Annotated in this window: 16 protein-coding genes and 1 pseudogene; 12 read left to right on the forward strand and 5 right to left on the reverse strand. The window is 69.2% G+C overall.

Features of this window, described 5'->3' with window-relative positions; genetic code table 11:
* Window positions 1-38 precede the first annotated feature (38 nt).
* The 3 genes from FXO18_RS00660 to FXO18_RS00670 all read left to right on the forward strand — a co-directional run bounded on the left by FXO18_RS00660 (window position 39) and on the right by FXO18_RS00670 (window position 2,563).
* Window positions 39-638 carry a nitroreductase family protein gene (locus tag FXO18_RS00660; RefSeq protein WP_149359151.1) on the forward strand — a complete coding sequence of 200 codons (600 nt, stop codon included), beginning with the start codon at window positions 39-41 and terminating at the stop codon, window positions 636-638.
* Window positions 635-1,405 carry a fructosamine kinase family protein gene (locus FXO18_RS00665; protein ID WP_149359152.1) on the forward strand — a complete coding sequence of 257 codons (771 nt, stop codon included), beginning with the start codon at window positions 635-637 and terminating at the stop codon, window positions 1,403-1,405. Before FXO18_RS00660 ends, FXO18_RS00665 begins: the two co-directional genes overlap by 4 nt.
* A 138-nt stretch (window positions 1,406-1,543) precedes the next feature.
* Entirely contained in the window at window positions 1,544-2,563 is a 1,020-nt protein-coding gene (locus tag FXO18_RS00670) for an ABC transporter substrate-binding protein (protein WP_149359153.1), read from the forward strand.
* Between the two features lie 4 nt (window positions 2,564-2,567).
* On the opposite strand, the gene FXO18_RS00675 is transcribed toward FXO18_RS00670, so the two are convergent.
* Entirely contained in the window at window positions 2,568-3,116 is a 549-nt protein-coding gene (locus FXO18_RS00675) for a DUF309 domain-containing protein (protein WP_235900362.1), read from the reverse strand.
* Window positions 3,117-3,275: 159 nt separating this feature from the next.
* Here FXO18_RS00675 and FXO18_RS00680 point away from each other — a divergent pair, with 159 nt between their 5' ends.
* From FXO18_RS00680 to FXO18_RS00685, 3 genes are all read left to right on the forward strand, one after another.
* Window positions 3,276-3,998 carry a type 1 glutamine amidotransferase gene (locus FXO18_RS00680; protein WP_149359155.1) on the forward strand — a complete coding sequence of 241 codons (723 nt, stop codon included), beginning with the start codon at window positions 3,276-3,278 and terminating at the stop codon, window positions 3,996-3,998.
* A gap of 168 nt (window positions 3,999-4,166) precedes the next feature.
* Window positions 4,167-4,310: a hypothetical protein gene (locus FXO18_RS15805; RefSeq protein ID WP_187774115.1), complete on the forward strand. Its 144-nt coding sequence runs from the start codon at window positions 4,167-4,169 to the stop codon at window positions 4,308-4,310.
* A gap of 84 nt (window positions 4,311-4,394) precedes the next feature.
* Complete coding sequence (locus tag FXO18_RS00685) at window positions 4,395-5,447, forward strand: SagB family peptide dehydrogenase (RefSeq protein WP_235900363.1); 1,053 nt, start codon at window positions 4,395-4,397, stop codon at window positions 5,445-5,447.
* Between the two features lie 18 nt (window positions 5,448-5,465).
* Here the strand turns inward: FXO18_RS00685 and FXO18_RS00690 are convergent, their stop codons facing one another.
* Window positions 5,466-6,092: a lipocalin family protein gene (locus FXO18_RS00690; protein WP_149359156.1), complete on the reverse strand. Its 627-nt coding sequence runs from the start codon at window positions 6,090-6,092 to the stop codon at window positions 5,466-5,468.
* 174 nt (window positions 6,093-6,266) lie between these two features.
* On the opposite strand from FXO18_RS00690, the gene FXO18_RS00695 reads away from it, so the two are divergent.
* On the forward strand, window positions 6,267-6,482 hold the full coding sequence (locus FXO18_RS00695) for a hypothetical protein (RefSeq protein WP_149359157.1): 216 nt from the start codon (window positions 6,267-6,269) through the stop codon (window positions 6,480-6,482).
* 4 nt (window positions 6,483-6,486) lie between these two features.
* Here the strand turns inward: FXO18_RS00695 and FXO18_RS00700 are convergent, their stop codons facing one another.
* Window positions 6,487-7,152: a hypothetical protein gene (locus FXO18_RS00700; RefSeq protein ID WP_149359158.1), complete on the reverse strand. Its 666-nt coding sequence runs from the start codon at window positions 7,150-7,152 to the stop codon at window positions 6,487-6,489.
* A 430-nt stretch (window positions 7,153-7,582) separates the two neighbouring features.
* On the opposite strand from FXO18_RS00700, the gene FXO18_RS00705 reads away from it, so the two are divergent.
* The 4 genes and pseudogenes from FXO18_RS00705 to FXO18_RS00720 all read left to right on the forward strand — a co-directional run bounded on the left by FXO18_RS00705 (window position 7,583) and on the right by FXO18_RS00720 (window position 10,953).
* The gene (locus FXO18_RS00705) at window positions 7,583-8,512 is read left to right on the forward strand and encodes an ABC transporter ATP-binding protein (RefSeq protein ID WP_149359159.1); all 930 of its coding nucleotides are present in this window, start codon (window positions 7,583-7,585) and stop codon (window positions 8,510-8,512) included.
* Entirely contained in the window at window positions 8,509-9,255 is a 747-nt protein-coding gene (locus FXO18_RS00710; protein WP_149359160.1) for an ABC transporter permease, read from the forward strand. The genes FXO18_RS00705 and FXO18_RS00710 overlap by 4 nt, the downstream gene beginning before the upstream one ends.
* Complete coding sequence (locus FXO18_RS00715; RefSeq protein WP_149359161.1) at window positions 9,252-10,352, forward strand: sensor histidine kinase; 1,101 nt, start codon at window positions 9,252-9,254, stop codon at window positions 10,350-10,352. The genes FXO18_RS00710 and FXO18_RS00715 overlap by 4 nt, the downstream gene beginning before the upstream one ends.
* Window positions 10,349-10,953 (forward strand): annotated as a pseudogene (locus tag FXO18_RS00720) (response regulator transcription factor). Before FXO18_RS00715 ends, FXO18_RS00720 begins: the two are co-directional and overlap by 4 nt.
* A 528-nt stretch (window positions 10,954-11,481) precedes the next feature.
* Here FXO18_RS00720 and FXO18_RS16130 read toward each other — a convergent pair.
* A complete protein-coding gene (locus FXO18_RS16130) occupies window positions 11,482-11,607 on the reverse strand; it encodes a hypothetical protein (RefSeq protein ID WP_268884905.1) in 126 nt (41 codons plus the stop codon).
* A 139-nt stretch (window positions 11,608-11,746) separates the two neighbouring features.
* Window positions 11,747-12,544 carry an META domain-containing protein gene (locus tag FXO18_RS00725; protein ID WP_235900364.1) on the reverse strand — a complete coding sequence of 266 codons (798 nt, stop codon included), beginning with the start codon at window positions 12,542-12,544 and terminating at the stop codon, window positions 11,747-11,749.
* Window positions 12,545-12,661: 117 nt separating this feature from the next.
* Between FXO18_RS00725 and FXO18_RS16015 the strand changes: the two genes are divergently transcribed.
* A complete protein-coding gene (locus FXO18_RS16015; RefSeq protein ID WP_235900365.1) occupies window positions 12,662-13,219 on the forward strand; it encodes a DUF4190 domain-containing protein in 558 nt (185 codons plus the stop codon).
* Window positions 13,220-13,231: the final 12 nt, after the last annotated feature.

Raw genomic sequence — 13,231 nt, forward strand, 5'->3', positions numbered from 1 at the left:
CGCCCGCCGGCCCGGGCACGCGCGCTACCGTGGACCCCGTGGCCACCAACGAACACCGACCCTCGCCGATCGCCGACCTGCTCTCGGCGCGCCGCTCGTTCCTCACACTCACCGACGAGGCGCCCAGCGATGCCGGCATCACCAGGCTCGTCCAGGCCTGCACATCCGTGGCCGACCACAAGGCCCTGCGCCCCTGGCGGGTCATCACCCTGCGCGGCGCTGCCCGCGAGCGCATGGGCGCCGCGATCGTCCGGCACGTGCACGGCGATGCCTCGGCGCTCACCGACCCCGAGCAGATCGAGGACGCGCGCAAGCTCGCCGCCAAGTCCTTGCGCGCCCCGCTGCTGATCGCTCTCGTGCACCGCGCCGTGCGCCACCCTAGCGTCCCGGAATGGGAGCAGATCGCCACAGCTGCGGGAGTCGGCCACTACCTGTCGCTGCTGCTGCACGACGAGGGATGGGGCGTGGTGTGGCGCACCGGCCCCTTCGTGGACATGGCCGAGGTCGCAGCGATGCATGGCCTGGAGGACAACGAGCGCCTGCTCGGATGGTTGTACGTCGGCGGCATCGAGCCAGGGGATGACAAGCCGCGCAACCGCAAGATCGACGCCGATCGGCTCATCACCCGGCTGGCATGAGCTTCACCAAGACCGACGACGCGGGCAACGGTCCCGGCTTCTTCGCCGCGGAGGCCGCCGGGCTGCGCTGGCTGGGCGAGGCTGGCCTGCCGGTCGTCGCTGTGCATGAGGTGGGCAGCGGGCACATCTCTCTCGAGCGGCTCGCGCCCGCGGCCCCGAGCGCTCCGGCGGCCCGGCGGTTCGGTGCCGCGCTCGCCCGCTGCCACGCAGCGGGAGCCCCGGCGTTCGGCGCGCCGCCCGCCGGTCACGACGGTGGCCTCTACATCGGCACCCAGCCGATGCCTGCTGGCCCGGGCAGCGAGCCCGGCTCGTGGGGATCGTTCTACGCCGCCCAGCGCGTATTGCCGTTCCTTCCTCGCGCCCGCGGGCTCGGCATGCTCGCCCCGGCAGCCGCGCGAACGGTGGAAGCGGCCTGCGCGGAGATCGCCGCCGGCACTTTCGACGATGGCGCGCCGCCCGCTCGCATCCATGGCGACCTGTGGGCGGGGAATGTCATGTGGACTCCATGCGGCGCGGTCGCGATCGATCCAGCGGCGCATGGCGGCCACGCGGAGACCGATCTCGCGATGCTCGCGCTGTTCGGCTGCCCGATGCTCAGCGAGATCCTGCGGGGCTACGAGACGATCGCTCCGCTGCGGGAAGGCTGGCGCGACCGGATACCGCTGCACCAGCTCCATCCGCTCGCCGTTCACGCGGCGGGGCAGGGGTCGCACTACGGGGACGCGCTCGAGCGCGCCGCGCGGCAGGTGCTCGCGCTCTGTCGCTAGCCGGGGCGGAGCGGGCCACGCAGGTATGGTTACGCACTCATGAGTAGCATCGGTTAGGCTCACCTTGCTAGCTGGCTGTCATTGCGCGCAGGCAGCGGCCACCACTTTGCTCACGCTCATCCGGGAAGGCACGAACACATGGCACTGCGCCACCTAGGACCCCGCCACCCACGACCCCGTCATCGCGCATTGATCGCCACGGGCATCGTTGCGGCCCTCTCCCTCGCGGGCTGCTCCGCCAGCGACGACGCGGCGAGCAATGCCACCGCTACTGGCTCGGGCATCAACGTCGAGCATGCCTTCGGGAGCACCGAGGTGCCCGAGGACCCGCAGCGCGTCGTCAGCGTCGGCTACAACGATCAGGACACCCTCCTCGCGCTCGGCGTCGTCCCGGTGGGCGCTTTCGACTGGTACGGCGACTATCCGGGCGGCGTGTGGCCATGGGGCCAGGAGTTGCTCGACGGGCAGGTTCCCACCGTCGTGGGCTCACCGGCCGGGGACATCGACATCGAGACCGTCGCTGCCCTCGGCCCCGACCTGATCGTCGGCACCTACACCGGGCTCAAGCAAGCACAGTACGAGCAGCTCAGCTCCATCGCTCCCACGGTCGCGCAGCCTGATGACCACCCCGAGTGGGGCATCCCGTGGGACGCGCAGACCCGCATGATCGGGCAAGCCGTGGGCGAGCCTGACAAGGCCGAGGAGCTGATCGACGGCATCGCCGACACGATCGCCGAGGTCAAGGCCACGCATCCGGAGTTCGAGGGCAAGACCATCGCGGTGGGCGCGCTCAACCAGCCGGGCGAGTTCGGCATCTACGGCCCCGCCGACCCGAAGGTGCGATTCTTCAACGAGCTCGGCTTCGTCAACCCGCCCGCCACCGAGGAGATCGCCGGCAATTTCTCGCCCATCTCCACCGAGCAGCTCTCCCTGCTCGATGTCGATGTCCTCATCTGGTACGCCAGCGCCGACTTCGAGCCGAAGCTGCGCGCCGAGCTCGACAAGACCGAGATCTACCAGCAGCTCGATGTCGTCAAGGATGGGCGGGCGATCATCCTCGCTGACGATGCCGCGCAGGCGATGTCGTGGAGCACCGTGCTGAGCCTGCCGTTCGCGCTCGAGCGGATCCCCGACCGCATCGCCGAGCTGCTCCAGTAGCTCGCTACAGCTCGGCTCCCGGCCCCGCGAGGCGCGGCACGACCAACCATCGTGCCGCGCCTTTCCGCGTTTCCAGGGCCTCGCGCGCCGAGAGCTCCACCGCGCGCTCCCCGCACCACCGGCGCAGCGCGGCGAGCCGTTCCCGGTCGAGCTCCGGTGGCACGCCACCGGCCGCATCGAGGCTGCCCGCGAGATTGGCAGCGGCCCGCCCCAGCAGCCGCCCGGCGCCGGTGGGATTGCCGCGCGCGGCATGGGTGACGCCCACGGCGAGCTGGGCGAGGGCCCTCCACGCCTGGGCCTCATTGGCGGGCGCTGCTTTCCACGCATCCTCGAGCAACTCGTGCGCATGGAAGGGGTGACCCGTCGCGAGGAGCGCGTCCGCGTCGCGCAGCGCCTGGGCTGCCGAGACGAAACCAGGAATGGAATGACCGCACTCCCGCTCATCACCGTGCGGCAGAGGGCGGCCCAGGCAGTCCCGCGGCCGCTGGTTGCGCGCGCGGCCATCGATATCACGGTCACGGCCAGCATGTTCGCGGTGATGCGGAGAGGTCACGGTTCCATCGTCGCACGAGCACGCAGCACCAGGACGAACGCTCCGTGCCGTGCAAACGGGGGGCATGCTGGCTAGAGTTCTCCCATCGCGGTAGCCACGAGCACGCCGCACCGATCCCGGGCGCCCGCACCCGCCGCCCGACGAGCTTCGAGGGGCCCCATGGCACAAGCCGTCATCACCGTCATCGAGAATCACCCGAACTGTCCGCTGGACCTGCTCGAGGAGCCATTGCGGCAATGCCACCTCGAGGTCGTCCGCCCGTACTACGGCGATGCGATCCCCGGGCTCAGTGACATCGGCGACGGGATGATCGTGCTCGGCGGCTACCAGAACGCGCAGGCCGACGACGATTGCCCCTGGCTGCCGCGCGTCCGCGCGCTGATGGCCGCCTGCGTCGAGGAATCAATTCCCCTCCTCGGCATCTGCCTGGGGGCACAGTTGCTGGCGCTGGCCTGTGGCGGACGCCTCGACCGGGACGCGGAGGCGGGGCTCGAGGCCGGCGTGGCGGCGGTGCAGTGGTCCGCCGATGCCGCGGGCGATGAGTTGTTCCGCCGCATCGCCACTGCCTGCGATCCGCTCCCGGTGCCGACCATGCACTTCGATGCCGTCAGCGCGCTGCCGCCCGGAGCGACGCTGCTCGGCTCGACCGAGCTCTACCGCAACCAGGCGTTCCGCGTCGGCGACCGAGCCTGGGGGGTGCAGTTCCACCCCGAGGCATCGTTCGGTACGTTCCGGGCCTGGGCCACCGATGCCGCGGTGCAGGAATCGATCAGCCCCAACCGCTTCCTCGAGGAATACAAGGAGCGCGAGCCCCAGATCGAGGCGACCGCGCGGATGGTGGGCGCCTCGTTCCGCAGCGTCGTCATGGCACATTCCGCATGACCTGCGCCACACGAGGATCCCTTCGCGCTGCTAAATCACCGGGTCGATGAAACAAATGTGATTGCTCATGTAACAATCCCTGGCTCTCCGTGCGATGTATCTGGCAGAACGTCCGGCGCGCCACCCGATCGGTGCGCGACCCGGCACCACGGGGAGAAAGGTCCATTGATGCACACCGACACCACGGCGCAGGTCCTCATCGAGGTCGTTGGCGACGACACCACGATCAGCTCCGCCTTCTCCGTAGAAGCAGCGGCGTTCCGCGCCCACAAGAGCGACTACATCGATCACCAGCCACGCCCCCTGAGCTGAGCCCCCGCAGCCAGGCAGCCCGTAGCGCGGCCCTCGCCCGATGCATGAAACACTCAAGGGGTGGGTGAGCAAAGATTGACTCGCGTGAAGGTCGCCGAATACGCAGTGCTGTTCTGGCGCAACGGGAACCTCATCTGGGACGACTACCTCCACCACCGACAGTTCGCCCTCACGCCCGAGAGCGTGGGGATACTGCGGTGGTTTTCTTCTTGGCGGGACATCGCCACCATCGGGCCCGTCACTGACCTGCATCGCGCGATCGCCGAGCGGCTCCTCGAGGAGAAGATCCTGCTCGCCGAGGATTCCGAGGAGCACCAGGAGGAGCAGCAGCTGCTCGCTGAATGGGGCGACTGGGGACCCTCGACGCGGTACCACCACTTCGCCTCGCGAACCGACGAGACCGTTGACTACCTTGACCCGGTCGCCGATATGGAAGCCTTCTCGACGAAGGCGCGCGCCGAGCCACCCCCCGAAGTGGTCAAGACCTTTCCCCAGCAACCGATCACGGTGACCACGCCGGCCATCGACGATTCCGCGAACTGGCCGCGCCCGGGCCTCGTTGATGCGCTCTTCGCCCGGCGGTCCGCGAGATCATTCACCACCCGCGCCCTGTCCCTCGACGCGCTGGGCACGATCATCGACATTGCCGCGGGGCCCATCGACGTGATCGAGAACGCCGAGACCGGCCCCATCATCCGCAAGACCAGCCCCTCGGCCGGCGCGCGCAGCTCCATCGAGGTCTACCTGCACGCCAACAAGGTCCACGGCCTGCAACCAGGCGTGTACCACTATTCAGCGTCGAGAGGCGGCCTCGAGCGGATCCGTCGTCCCGCCCGCGCGAAGCTCCTCGCCCGGGCGCTCGGCAACCAGCCCTGGCTCGCCGAGGCCCCGGCACTGCTGATCTATACCTCGGTGCTACGCCGCAGCCGATGGCGATTCAGCACCACGCGCGCCTACCGCGACATCCTGATCGAGGCCGGGCACATCAGCCAGACGGTCCTGCTCACAGCGACGGCCATGGGGCTCGGATCGGTCACCGCGACCGCGATCAGCGACGTGCTCGTCGAGCAGATCATCGGTGTCGACCCGATGCGCGAGCCCGTGCTCGCCGTGACCGCCATCGGCTACCCCGGGTAGCAGCTCACAAGGTGCCCTCTACAACGTGCACAGTGGCTGGATCGTCTCCAGCCCACCGGCGACGGGGGAGGTCAGGAAGAAGCACGGGTTCCAGCCGCGATCAACGATGACATCCTGGACCTTCTGCCACTGCTCACCGGTCAGCGCGCCCGATCGCGACAGCACGAAGCCTGACGTGCGGGCCGGGTCGCCGACGATGGCCGTCTCGTAGTCCTCATCGATATAGGTGACGACGTAGTTCGGCACGCCCTCCGGCGGGGAGAACGGCACCGATGAGAACGTGACCTGCAAGGATGCGTTGGTAGAGGGATCAGTCACGGTCGCTTGCCCATTGATGCCCGAGCGCTCGCCCGACCAGGTGGTGCATTCATTGCGGACCGAGATGGTGCCGGGGGCCACCACGGCATAAGTGGCACTGGTATCGCGGGCGCACTCGAGGTTGAACGGCTGGGGCACGGCAGCGACCTGCTGCCAGGTGCCGGCATATCGCTCCACATCGAGCGAGGCGATGGACGGCAGGGGAGCGGGCATGATCGAGCCCGGGGAGGCCGCGGCAGTGGCCGCGCCCGTGGTGAGGATGCCGGCCGCGAGGACGCCAGCGGCGGCGAGAGCGGGGATGAGCGGGCGGGACGGTGAGCGGCTCATGATGGCTCCTTGTTGCTCGGTGGGTAGCGGGGGCAGCATCGCGGCACGACGTGCTTCACCCGGCGTGACACTACGTTACTAATACGCGGTCGGCCGCTGCGCGGATGGGTGGAACACGCCACAATCACCACATCCGAATTGTGCGATCCTCGCCCGGCCAGCACCATAGAAGGCGTGAAACCCGTCCTCGACCGAGTAATCGGCTCGGCGCCCTATGCGCTGGGCTCCTTCGTCGCCATCGTCGGCGTCCGCCTCGTCACCGGGCACGCACCCGATGAGGCCGTCCTCGGATCGCTCGGCAGCGGCGCGTTCGGCTGGGGCATGATGGCGCTCCTCGGAATAGGCATGCCCGTGCTCCCGGCCGCGGACCAGGCGGCGAGCGCCCGGTAACGCGCTATCCGAGCCCGGGCAGCGGCGGCTCGAAGACCAGGGGCACATACGGCTGCGAGCCATCCCCCTCAGCCTGCGGCCACTCCGCGACAGCCTCGTGCACGGCATCATCGAGCTGCAGCGTCACCCGATACTCATAGGGGCCTGGAGCCTCAGTCAACGACACCTCGTCGCCCGTGCCGAAGAAGCGCACGCTGCCCTCCGGGCAACCGATCGTGGCGGCATCGCTGCTGATCGACTGCGACGAGCCATCGGCAGCGACGATCTCGATGGTCACCGCCGCATTGCCCGGATCCGCGCCGAGCCCCGACACCGACATGTCCGGGCGCGCCTCGCTGAGCGGGATGAACGGCGAGGCGATCGCGAGCGTCGCCTCCGGGACGGCGATCACCCCATCGCGCGGCGTGGTCCAGGTGAACGACACTGCGGCATCGCCGCTTCGACCGCGAACCGCCAGCAGTACCTCGTACTCGCCAGCCTTGCCCATCGGCTCCAGCACGAACGCATCATCAGCACCGCGCGACAGGGTCGACTCGAACGTGCGCGCGCACTCCCCGCCACCAGCCGCGCGCATCCGCGCGATGAACGTCGCATCCTCTTGCGGGAAGGAGACCCGGACATCCTCGGTCGTGCCCAGCGCGACCGGCTCCACCGGCGGCGCTCCATCCACGCAGGTGCCATCCCAGCAATACGACCAGGGCTCGAGAACTTGCTCCGATCCGTTCGCGGACACCGTGATCGGGGGCGGTCCAGAACCATCGGCCGGCGGTGTGCTCGTCGCCGCTCCAGGGCTCGCCGAGGTGCTCGTCGCAGCACCTGGAGACGCAGCGGAATCGCCAGGATCCTCGCCCCCGCCGCACCCCGCGAGCACGACAACGGAAGCTAGCAGCACAGGCGCCACCCTCCGCGATGACCACCTCGAAGCGGTAGATCCCACTACACGACCTCAGCCTTCTCCCCGCATGGATAACTTGCGCGTGATGCTACCCGCTGGCGCAGTGGTGCACGTCACCTCAGCAGGTCCCGCCATGACATGTGTCATCGCCGATCCCTGACAACTCGACGAGGCGTGCGCGCGGGCGGACTGCGACGCTCGATGCATGGACCAGAACGCAGCAATACAGCTCACCGGCGTGACCAAGACGTTCCAGCAACGCGGCGGACCCGCCGTGCACGCCGTCCGTGGCATCGACCTGAGCATCTCCGGCGGCGAGATCGTGGCTCTGCTCGGGTCCAACGGGGCCGGCAAGACCACCACCCTCGATATGATCCTCGGGCTCGCGGCGCCGAGCAGCGGCCGCATCGAGATCCTCGGGGCAGCGCCGCGCGACGCCGTACGAGGGGGAAGGCTTTCCGCGCTGCTCCAGACCGGTGGCCTCCTCGCGGACCTCACGGTCGCCGAGACGGCCGCGATCATCCACTCCGTCACTCCTGGCGCGCTCCCGGTGGCCGAGGCGCTCGAGCGGGCAGGCATCGCCGACCTCGCCCGCCGCCGGGTCGGATCATGCTCGGGCGGGCAGCAGCAACGCCTCAAGTTCGCGCTCGCCCTGCTGCCGGATCCCGACATCCTCGTCCTCGATGAGCCCACCACCGGCATGGATGTCACCGCGCGCCGCGCCTTCTGGGACGCGATGCGCGCGGAGGCCGAGCAGGGGCGCACCATCGTCTTCGCCACCCACTACCTCGAGGAGGCCGACGACTTCGCCGATCGTGTCGTCCTGATCGCGGAGGGCCGCGTCATCGCGGACGGCCCCACCGAGCAGATCCGCGCCACCACCATGGGACGCACCGTCACCGCCCGCATCGATCCCCGGGACGAGCACGACATCGTCGAGATGCTGGCTGGCCAGCCCGGTGTGCGCGGCATCGACAGCCGGGGCAACGCGATCACCATCACCACCACCCAGGCCGACCACATCGCCCGGCTGCTGCTCAACCACACCAGAGCCACCGACCTCGAGATCACCAGCGCCAGCCTCGAGGCGGCATTCGTCGCGCTCACCACGACCCGCGAGGAGGCACCCGCATGAGCACCACCTATGCCCGCATCGAGCTGCTGCGCACCGTCCGCAACATTCCCAACGTCTTCTTCATCGCCCTGCTGCCCGGCATCTTCTACCTCGTCTTCGGAGCCATGCAGGACTACGGCTCCGAGACCGCCGGCAATGGCAATGTCGCAGCCGTCATCATGACCTCCATGGCCGCCTACGGCGCCGCGGTCGCCACCATGACGATCGGCGGGTCCGTCGCCGTCGAGCAGTTCCAGGGCTGGGGCAGGCAGCTCGCGCTGACCCCCATGAGCACCCAGGGGTTCATCGCCACCAAGGCCGTCGTCGCCGTGGCCATCGCGCTGCTGCCCATCGGAATCGTCTACGCGACCGGCGCCCTCACCGGAGCCGAGGCCACGCCCCGGACCTGGCTACTATCAGCCGCCGCCATCTGGGCCGGATCGGTCGTCTTCGCGCTCTTCGGCCTTGCCGTCGGGTTCGCGTTCCGCACCGAGGCCGCGCTCTCCGCCGCCGGTGGCGCGCTGGTCATCCTCGCGTTCCTCGGCAACGTGTTCATCCCGCTCAGCGGAACGATGCTTGCCATCGGCAAGCTCACGCCCATGTATGGCATGGTGGCGCTAGCCCGCTACCCGCAGACGGAGGGCATCTACGCGACCTCAGCAGGAGAACCCCTGTGGATCCCCATCGCCAACATCATCGCCTGGACGATCATTCTCGGCGCCGCCGCGGCACTGCTCTCCCGGCGCGGGCGGCAACGCCAGTGACGAGCACCATCGAAGCAGGCCGCGACGAGCCCAGCGACCACGGCTGGATCTTCGGCGCGGCCTGGCTGGTGTTCCTCGTGTTCCCCGTCATGGTCATTGTCGAGGACGCGACCTCGGTGGCCACCCGTGCGGCGGCACTGGTGCTGCTCGCTGCCTACGCCGCCGTCTACACCGCGGGGCTGTTCCTGCTTCGTGATATCGCCGAGGACAGCGCCAGGATCAACATCCTCGTCACCACCTTGATCGCGCTCATCGTGGCCGTGGCGGCCACCGCCGGGATCGGGGCGGCGCTCGCGATGCTGCCGTTCGTCACCTGCTACGTGATCTTCGCCTGGCCCCTGGGCCGCTCCCTCGCCCTCGTCGCGGTCGCCTCCGCAGCGATCATCGGGGCGCCGACCCTCATCGACGGAACCTCCCTCGGCGCCTACTGGCAGATCCTCTTGTTCACTGCCCCAGCCGTCGTGATCTCCCTGATGTGGCGCACCCTGCTGCTCACCGAGGACGATCGCCGGCACCTCGAGCAGGAAGTGGCCCGCCTCGGCGAGCGCGACCGCATCGCCCGCGAGGTCCACGACATCCTCGGCCACGGGCTCACCGTCATCGCCGTCAAGGCCGAGCTCGCCTCGCGCCTCATCGACGCGGACCCCTGTCGCGCCCAGGTCGAGATCGAAGCCGTGCACGATCTCTCCCGCACCGCCCTCGCCGAGGTCCGCGCAGCGGTGAGCGGGCTGCGCACCCGCAACCTGCCCGAGGCGCTCGACGCCGCCAAGCAAGCGCTCGGCACGGCCGGGATCGCGCTGCGCACCGAGATCAGCGCCAGCCCCGACAACGCCGCCACCGCAGCAGCATTCGCTAGCGCCGTGCGAGAAGGAACCACCAACATCATCCGGCACAGCACGGCCCGCGCGTGCCGCATCCACATCGACCGGGGCCGCGTGCGCATCACCAACGACGGCGCACCTGCCGGACCACCAAGCGCCGCCCGGCGCGGCAACGGACTGCGTGGCCTCGCCGAGCGGGCAGCGGCAGCAGGAGGCACCGTCTCGGCGGGCACGACCGGCAGTGGAGAGTTCACCCTGGAGGTGCAGATCCCATGATCCGAGTCCTGCTCGCCGACGACCAGGCGCTCGTCCGCGGCGCTCTCGCCGCGCTGCTCGACCTCGAGCCCGACATCACCGTCATCGCCGAGGCAGCCAACGGCGAGGATGCCCTCGCGGCCGCGCGGGACCACCAGCCCGACGTGTGCCTGCTCGACATCGAGATGCCAGGCCTCGACGGGATCGTCACCACCCAGCGGCTCCGCGCCGAGTGCCCTCGCTCCCGCGTGCTGATCGTTACGACCTTCGGCCGTGGTGGCTACGTCCGGCGCGCCCTCGAGGCCGGGGCGCATGGCTTCGTGGTCCGGGCACTCCCGCGCGCGAGCTAGCCGAGGCAGTGCGGCGCATCCATGCTGGTGTCCGCGTCGTCGATCCCGCCCTCGCGGCGGAATCACTCATCACGGGCAACAATCCGCTCTCCGCGCGCGAGCAGGAAGTGCTGCGCCACGCCCTCGATGGTGCCGTGGTGTCGGTGATCGCTCGCCGAATTCATCTCACCGAGGGGACGGTACGCAACCATCTCTCCGCGGCCATCGGGAAGACCGGGGCGGCCACGCGTGCCGAGGCGGCCCGCATCGCGCAGCACAACGGATGGCTCTAGCTGGCGACTCGCGGCGGCGGCGCCCAGGCTGCTGCTCGCTGTGGCCCGGGGGCGCGGGGGCTGCTGCTCGCGGCGCAAACGCGATAGAAATCGCGGAGATCCCAGGTCGGCTTCTATCGCGTTTGGCGATTTCCGGTGCTTCTGCGAGCGCAACAGGCGCCAGGCGCGTGGCTGTGGCTGCCAGGCGAGCGCGAGTGGAACCCTTTCCTCACATGTGCGGGAAAAGCTTCCACTGCGCACCGGCCTGACCCCGGGCGCCCAATCCCGCGGACCCGATCCATGAGGCTGACCAGGTCGCGCACCGGCAGTCGGCAAGCTGGCCCGAGGGCCAGGACGACTAGCAACCCAGCGCCGCAGCATGTTGCATCGCATTCACATGCATCGGGCGAAAGGGGCACGGAGCCGGGCATTCTCGACGAATCGCCCGGGTCGTGTGACAGCGATCTTGCGGGTGCGGGAAGGAGGCGGCCAATCTGTCACCTACCGGCAACGCTAGTGAACATCGTTGGCAACAGTGTGCGAATAGCTTTATCCCTGTCCCTCCGGGGATGCCTCACGAAAACCAAACGAAAGGACACCATCATGGGTCTTGTTGCTGGTCTCGTCACCATCGTCGGCGATCTTCTCCACCTTCTCCTCGGCGGACTGTGACACCTTCGAGCTGAATCCCTGGACATGATGCTGGCCCCCGCCTCAGCGGGGGCCAGCATCCGTCATGCGCACAGGGCTAGGGCCGAACAGGGCTGGGGCCGCTCGATAGGCGCAAGGCTACGGCTGCTCGAAAACCGCCGCGCTACGACTGCGCGACGTACTCGAGGCCATTCCCGGACTCGCCCATCACCGTCAGCCGGTCCGCCTCGATGGTCACCTGCACCGTTCCCTCCGACAGCACGGCGAGCACCGCGCGCTCCACCTCGTTCTTCTCGTCGGAGCAGCTCATCCGCGTCGTGGCCAGGGGGCTGAACTCCACCGTCGCGCCATCCACCCGTGCTGACCCCATGATGTTGTTGCACCCGGCCGAGCCGCTCACGCGTCCTTCCTCGTCGATGCGCAGCGTCGCGCCAGCATCGGTGATGGAGGGACCAGAAGCCACCGCGTCCTCGGAGATCAGGGACCGCAGTTCCCAGGTGGTTCCCACGAGCGCCTGGTCGGGCTCAGCGACCTCGCGGTCCACCAGCGTCACGGTGGTGTCCTCGGTGCGCAGCACCAATTCCTCCCCGTCGAGCTCCCACGCGGGTTCCTCCGCCAGCAAGCCATTGAGCCATTCGTCGGCGCCCGCGGTCTCCTCGGAGCAACCGATCAGTGTCATCGCGAGCTGCTCGGTCCGCACCCGGCCATCCGAGAGATCCACGCCCCCGAACGCGGTGTTGCAGCCCGCGGTGGCGTTGAGCGTGCCGTCATCGCCGAACTCGACCCGCAGCGGACCGCCACCAGGAATCGGTGTGCCCGTCACCGAGCTGGAGATGAACTCGCGCCCCTCGAGACCCGCCACGGGTGCCTCCTCCTCGTTGCTGCCGCACGCCACCGCCATGCCCGCGAGGACACCGCAGGACGCGATCGCGCTGATCATTCGCCGTGACACAGACCTCATCCGATCATCCCCGCTCGTTCGCACACGTACCTGAGTAGGTACCCAGCCGTTCTACCAGACCGTGCCGATCGTCGCTGCGGAGCGTGGAAGGGGCTCGGGATCGTCTACATTCGGGTGGTGACCACACCGCAGGATCCCCACGACGACGACCGCCCGGGCGATGGCGCGAGCTGGCCACCGCCCTACCCTGGAGCGGGTGGACCGGGAGCGACCGGCGACCAGTGGGGTGGCGGGTACACCTATCCGCCGCTCGGCGGTGCGCCCCAGGGCCCGCACGGAGGCACCGGCCAAGGGCACGATCCCTACAGCCCGCCACCGGAGCAGGGCTATCCAGCATCGGATCCGCCACCCGGGGGCTACTACCCCCCGCCACCCGGCCCGGGCGGCTATCCAGGCTCGCCCTATGGGGTTCCCGGCCCGCCCTATGGCATGGTGCAGCGCACCAACGGCCTCGCGATCGCGTCGCTCATCGTCTCGATCGCCTCGCTGCTGTGCTGCGGGTTCTTCGGGTTCATCGGCATCATCCTCGGCGTGATGGCGCGCAAGCAGATCCAGCAGACCGGCGAGAACGGCGACGGCCTCGCTATCGCTGGCATCGCCATCGGAGCCGCGCTCACGGTCATCTTCGTACTCCTGATGGGCCTCAGCATCATCGGGAGTGCCACGGGCTACTAGCCGCACCGATAC

The sequence above is a fragment of the Lolliginicoccus suaedae genome (genome assembly GCF_008312885.1).
In the GTDB taxonomy this organism is placed as follows: domain Bacteria; phylum Actinomycetota; class Actinomycetes; order Mycobacteriales; family Mycobacteriaceae; genus Lolliginicoccus; species Lolliginicoccus suaedae.

Coding starts and splice junctions, on each gene's coding strand:
- FXO18_RS00665 (WP_149359152.1), top strand. CDS start 635: ATGAGCTTCACCAAGACCGACGACGCGGGCAACGGTCCCGGCTTCTTC.
- FXO18_RS00670 (WP_149359153.1), top strand. CDS start 1,544: ATGGCACTGCGCCACCTAGGACCCCGCCACCCACGACCCCGTCATCGC.
- FXO18_RS00680 (WP_149359155.1), top strand. CDS start 3,276: ATGGCACAAGCCGTCATCACCGTCATCGAGAATCACCCGAACTGTCCG.
- FXO18_RS15805 (WP_187774115.1), top strand. CDS start 4,167: ATGCACACCGACACCACGGCGCAGGTCCTCATCGAGGTCGTTGGCGAC.
- FXO18_RS00690 (WP_149359156.1), bottom strand. CDS start 6,092: ATGAGCCGCTCACCGTCCCGCCCGCTCATCCCCGCTCTCGCCGCCGCT.
- FXO18_RS00705 (WP_149359159.1), top strand. CDS start 7,583: ATGGACCAGAACGCAGCAATACAGCTCACCGGCGTGACCAAGACGTTC.
- FXO18_RS00710 (WP_149359160.1), top strand. CDS start 8,509: ATGAGCACCACCTATGCCCGCATCGAGCTGCTGCGCACCGTCCGCAAC.
- FXO18_RS00725 (WP_235900364.1), bottom strand. CDS start 12,544: ATGAGGTCTGTGTCACGGCGAATGATCAGCGCGATCGCGTCCTGCGGT.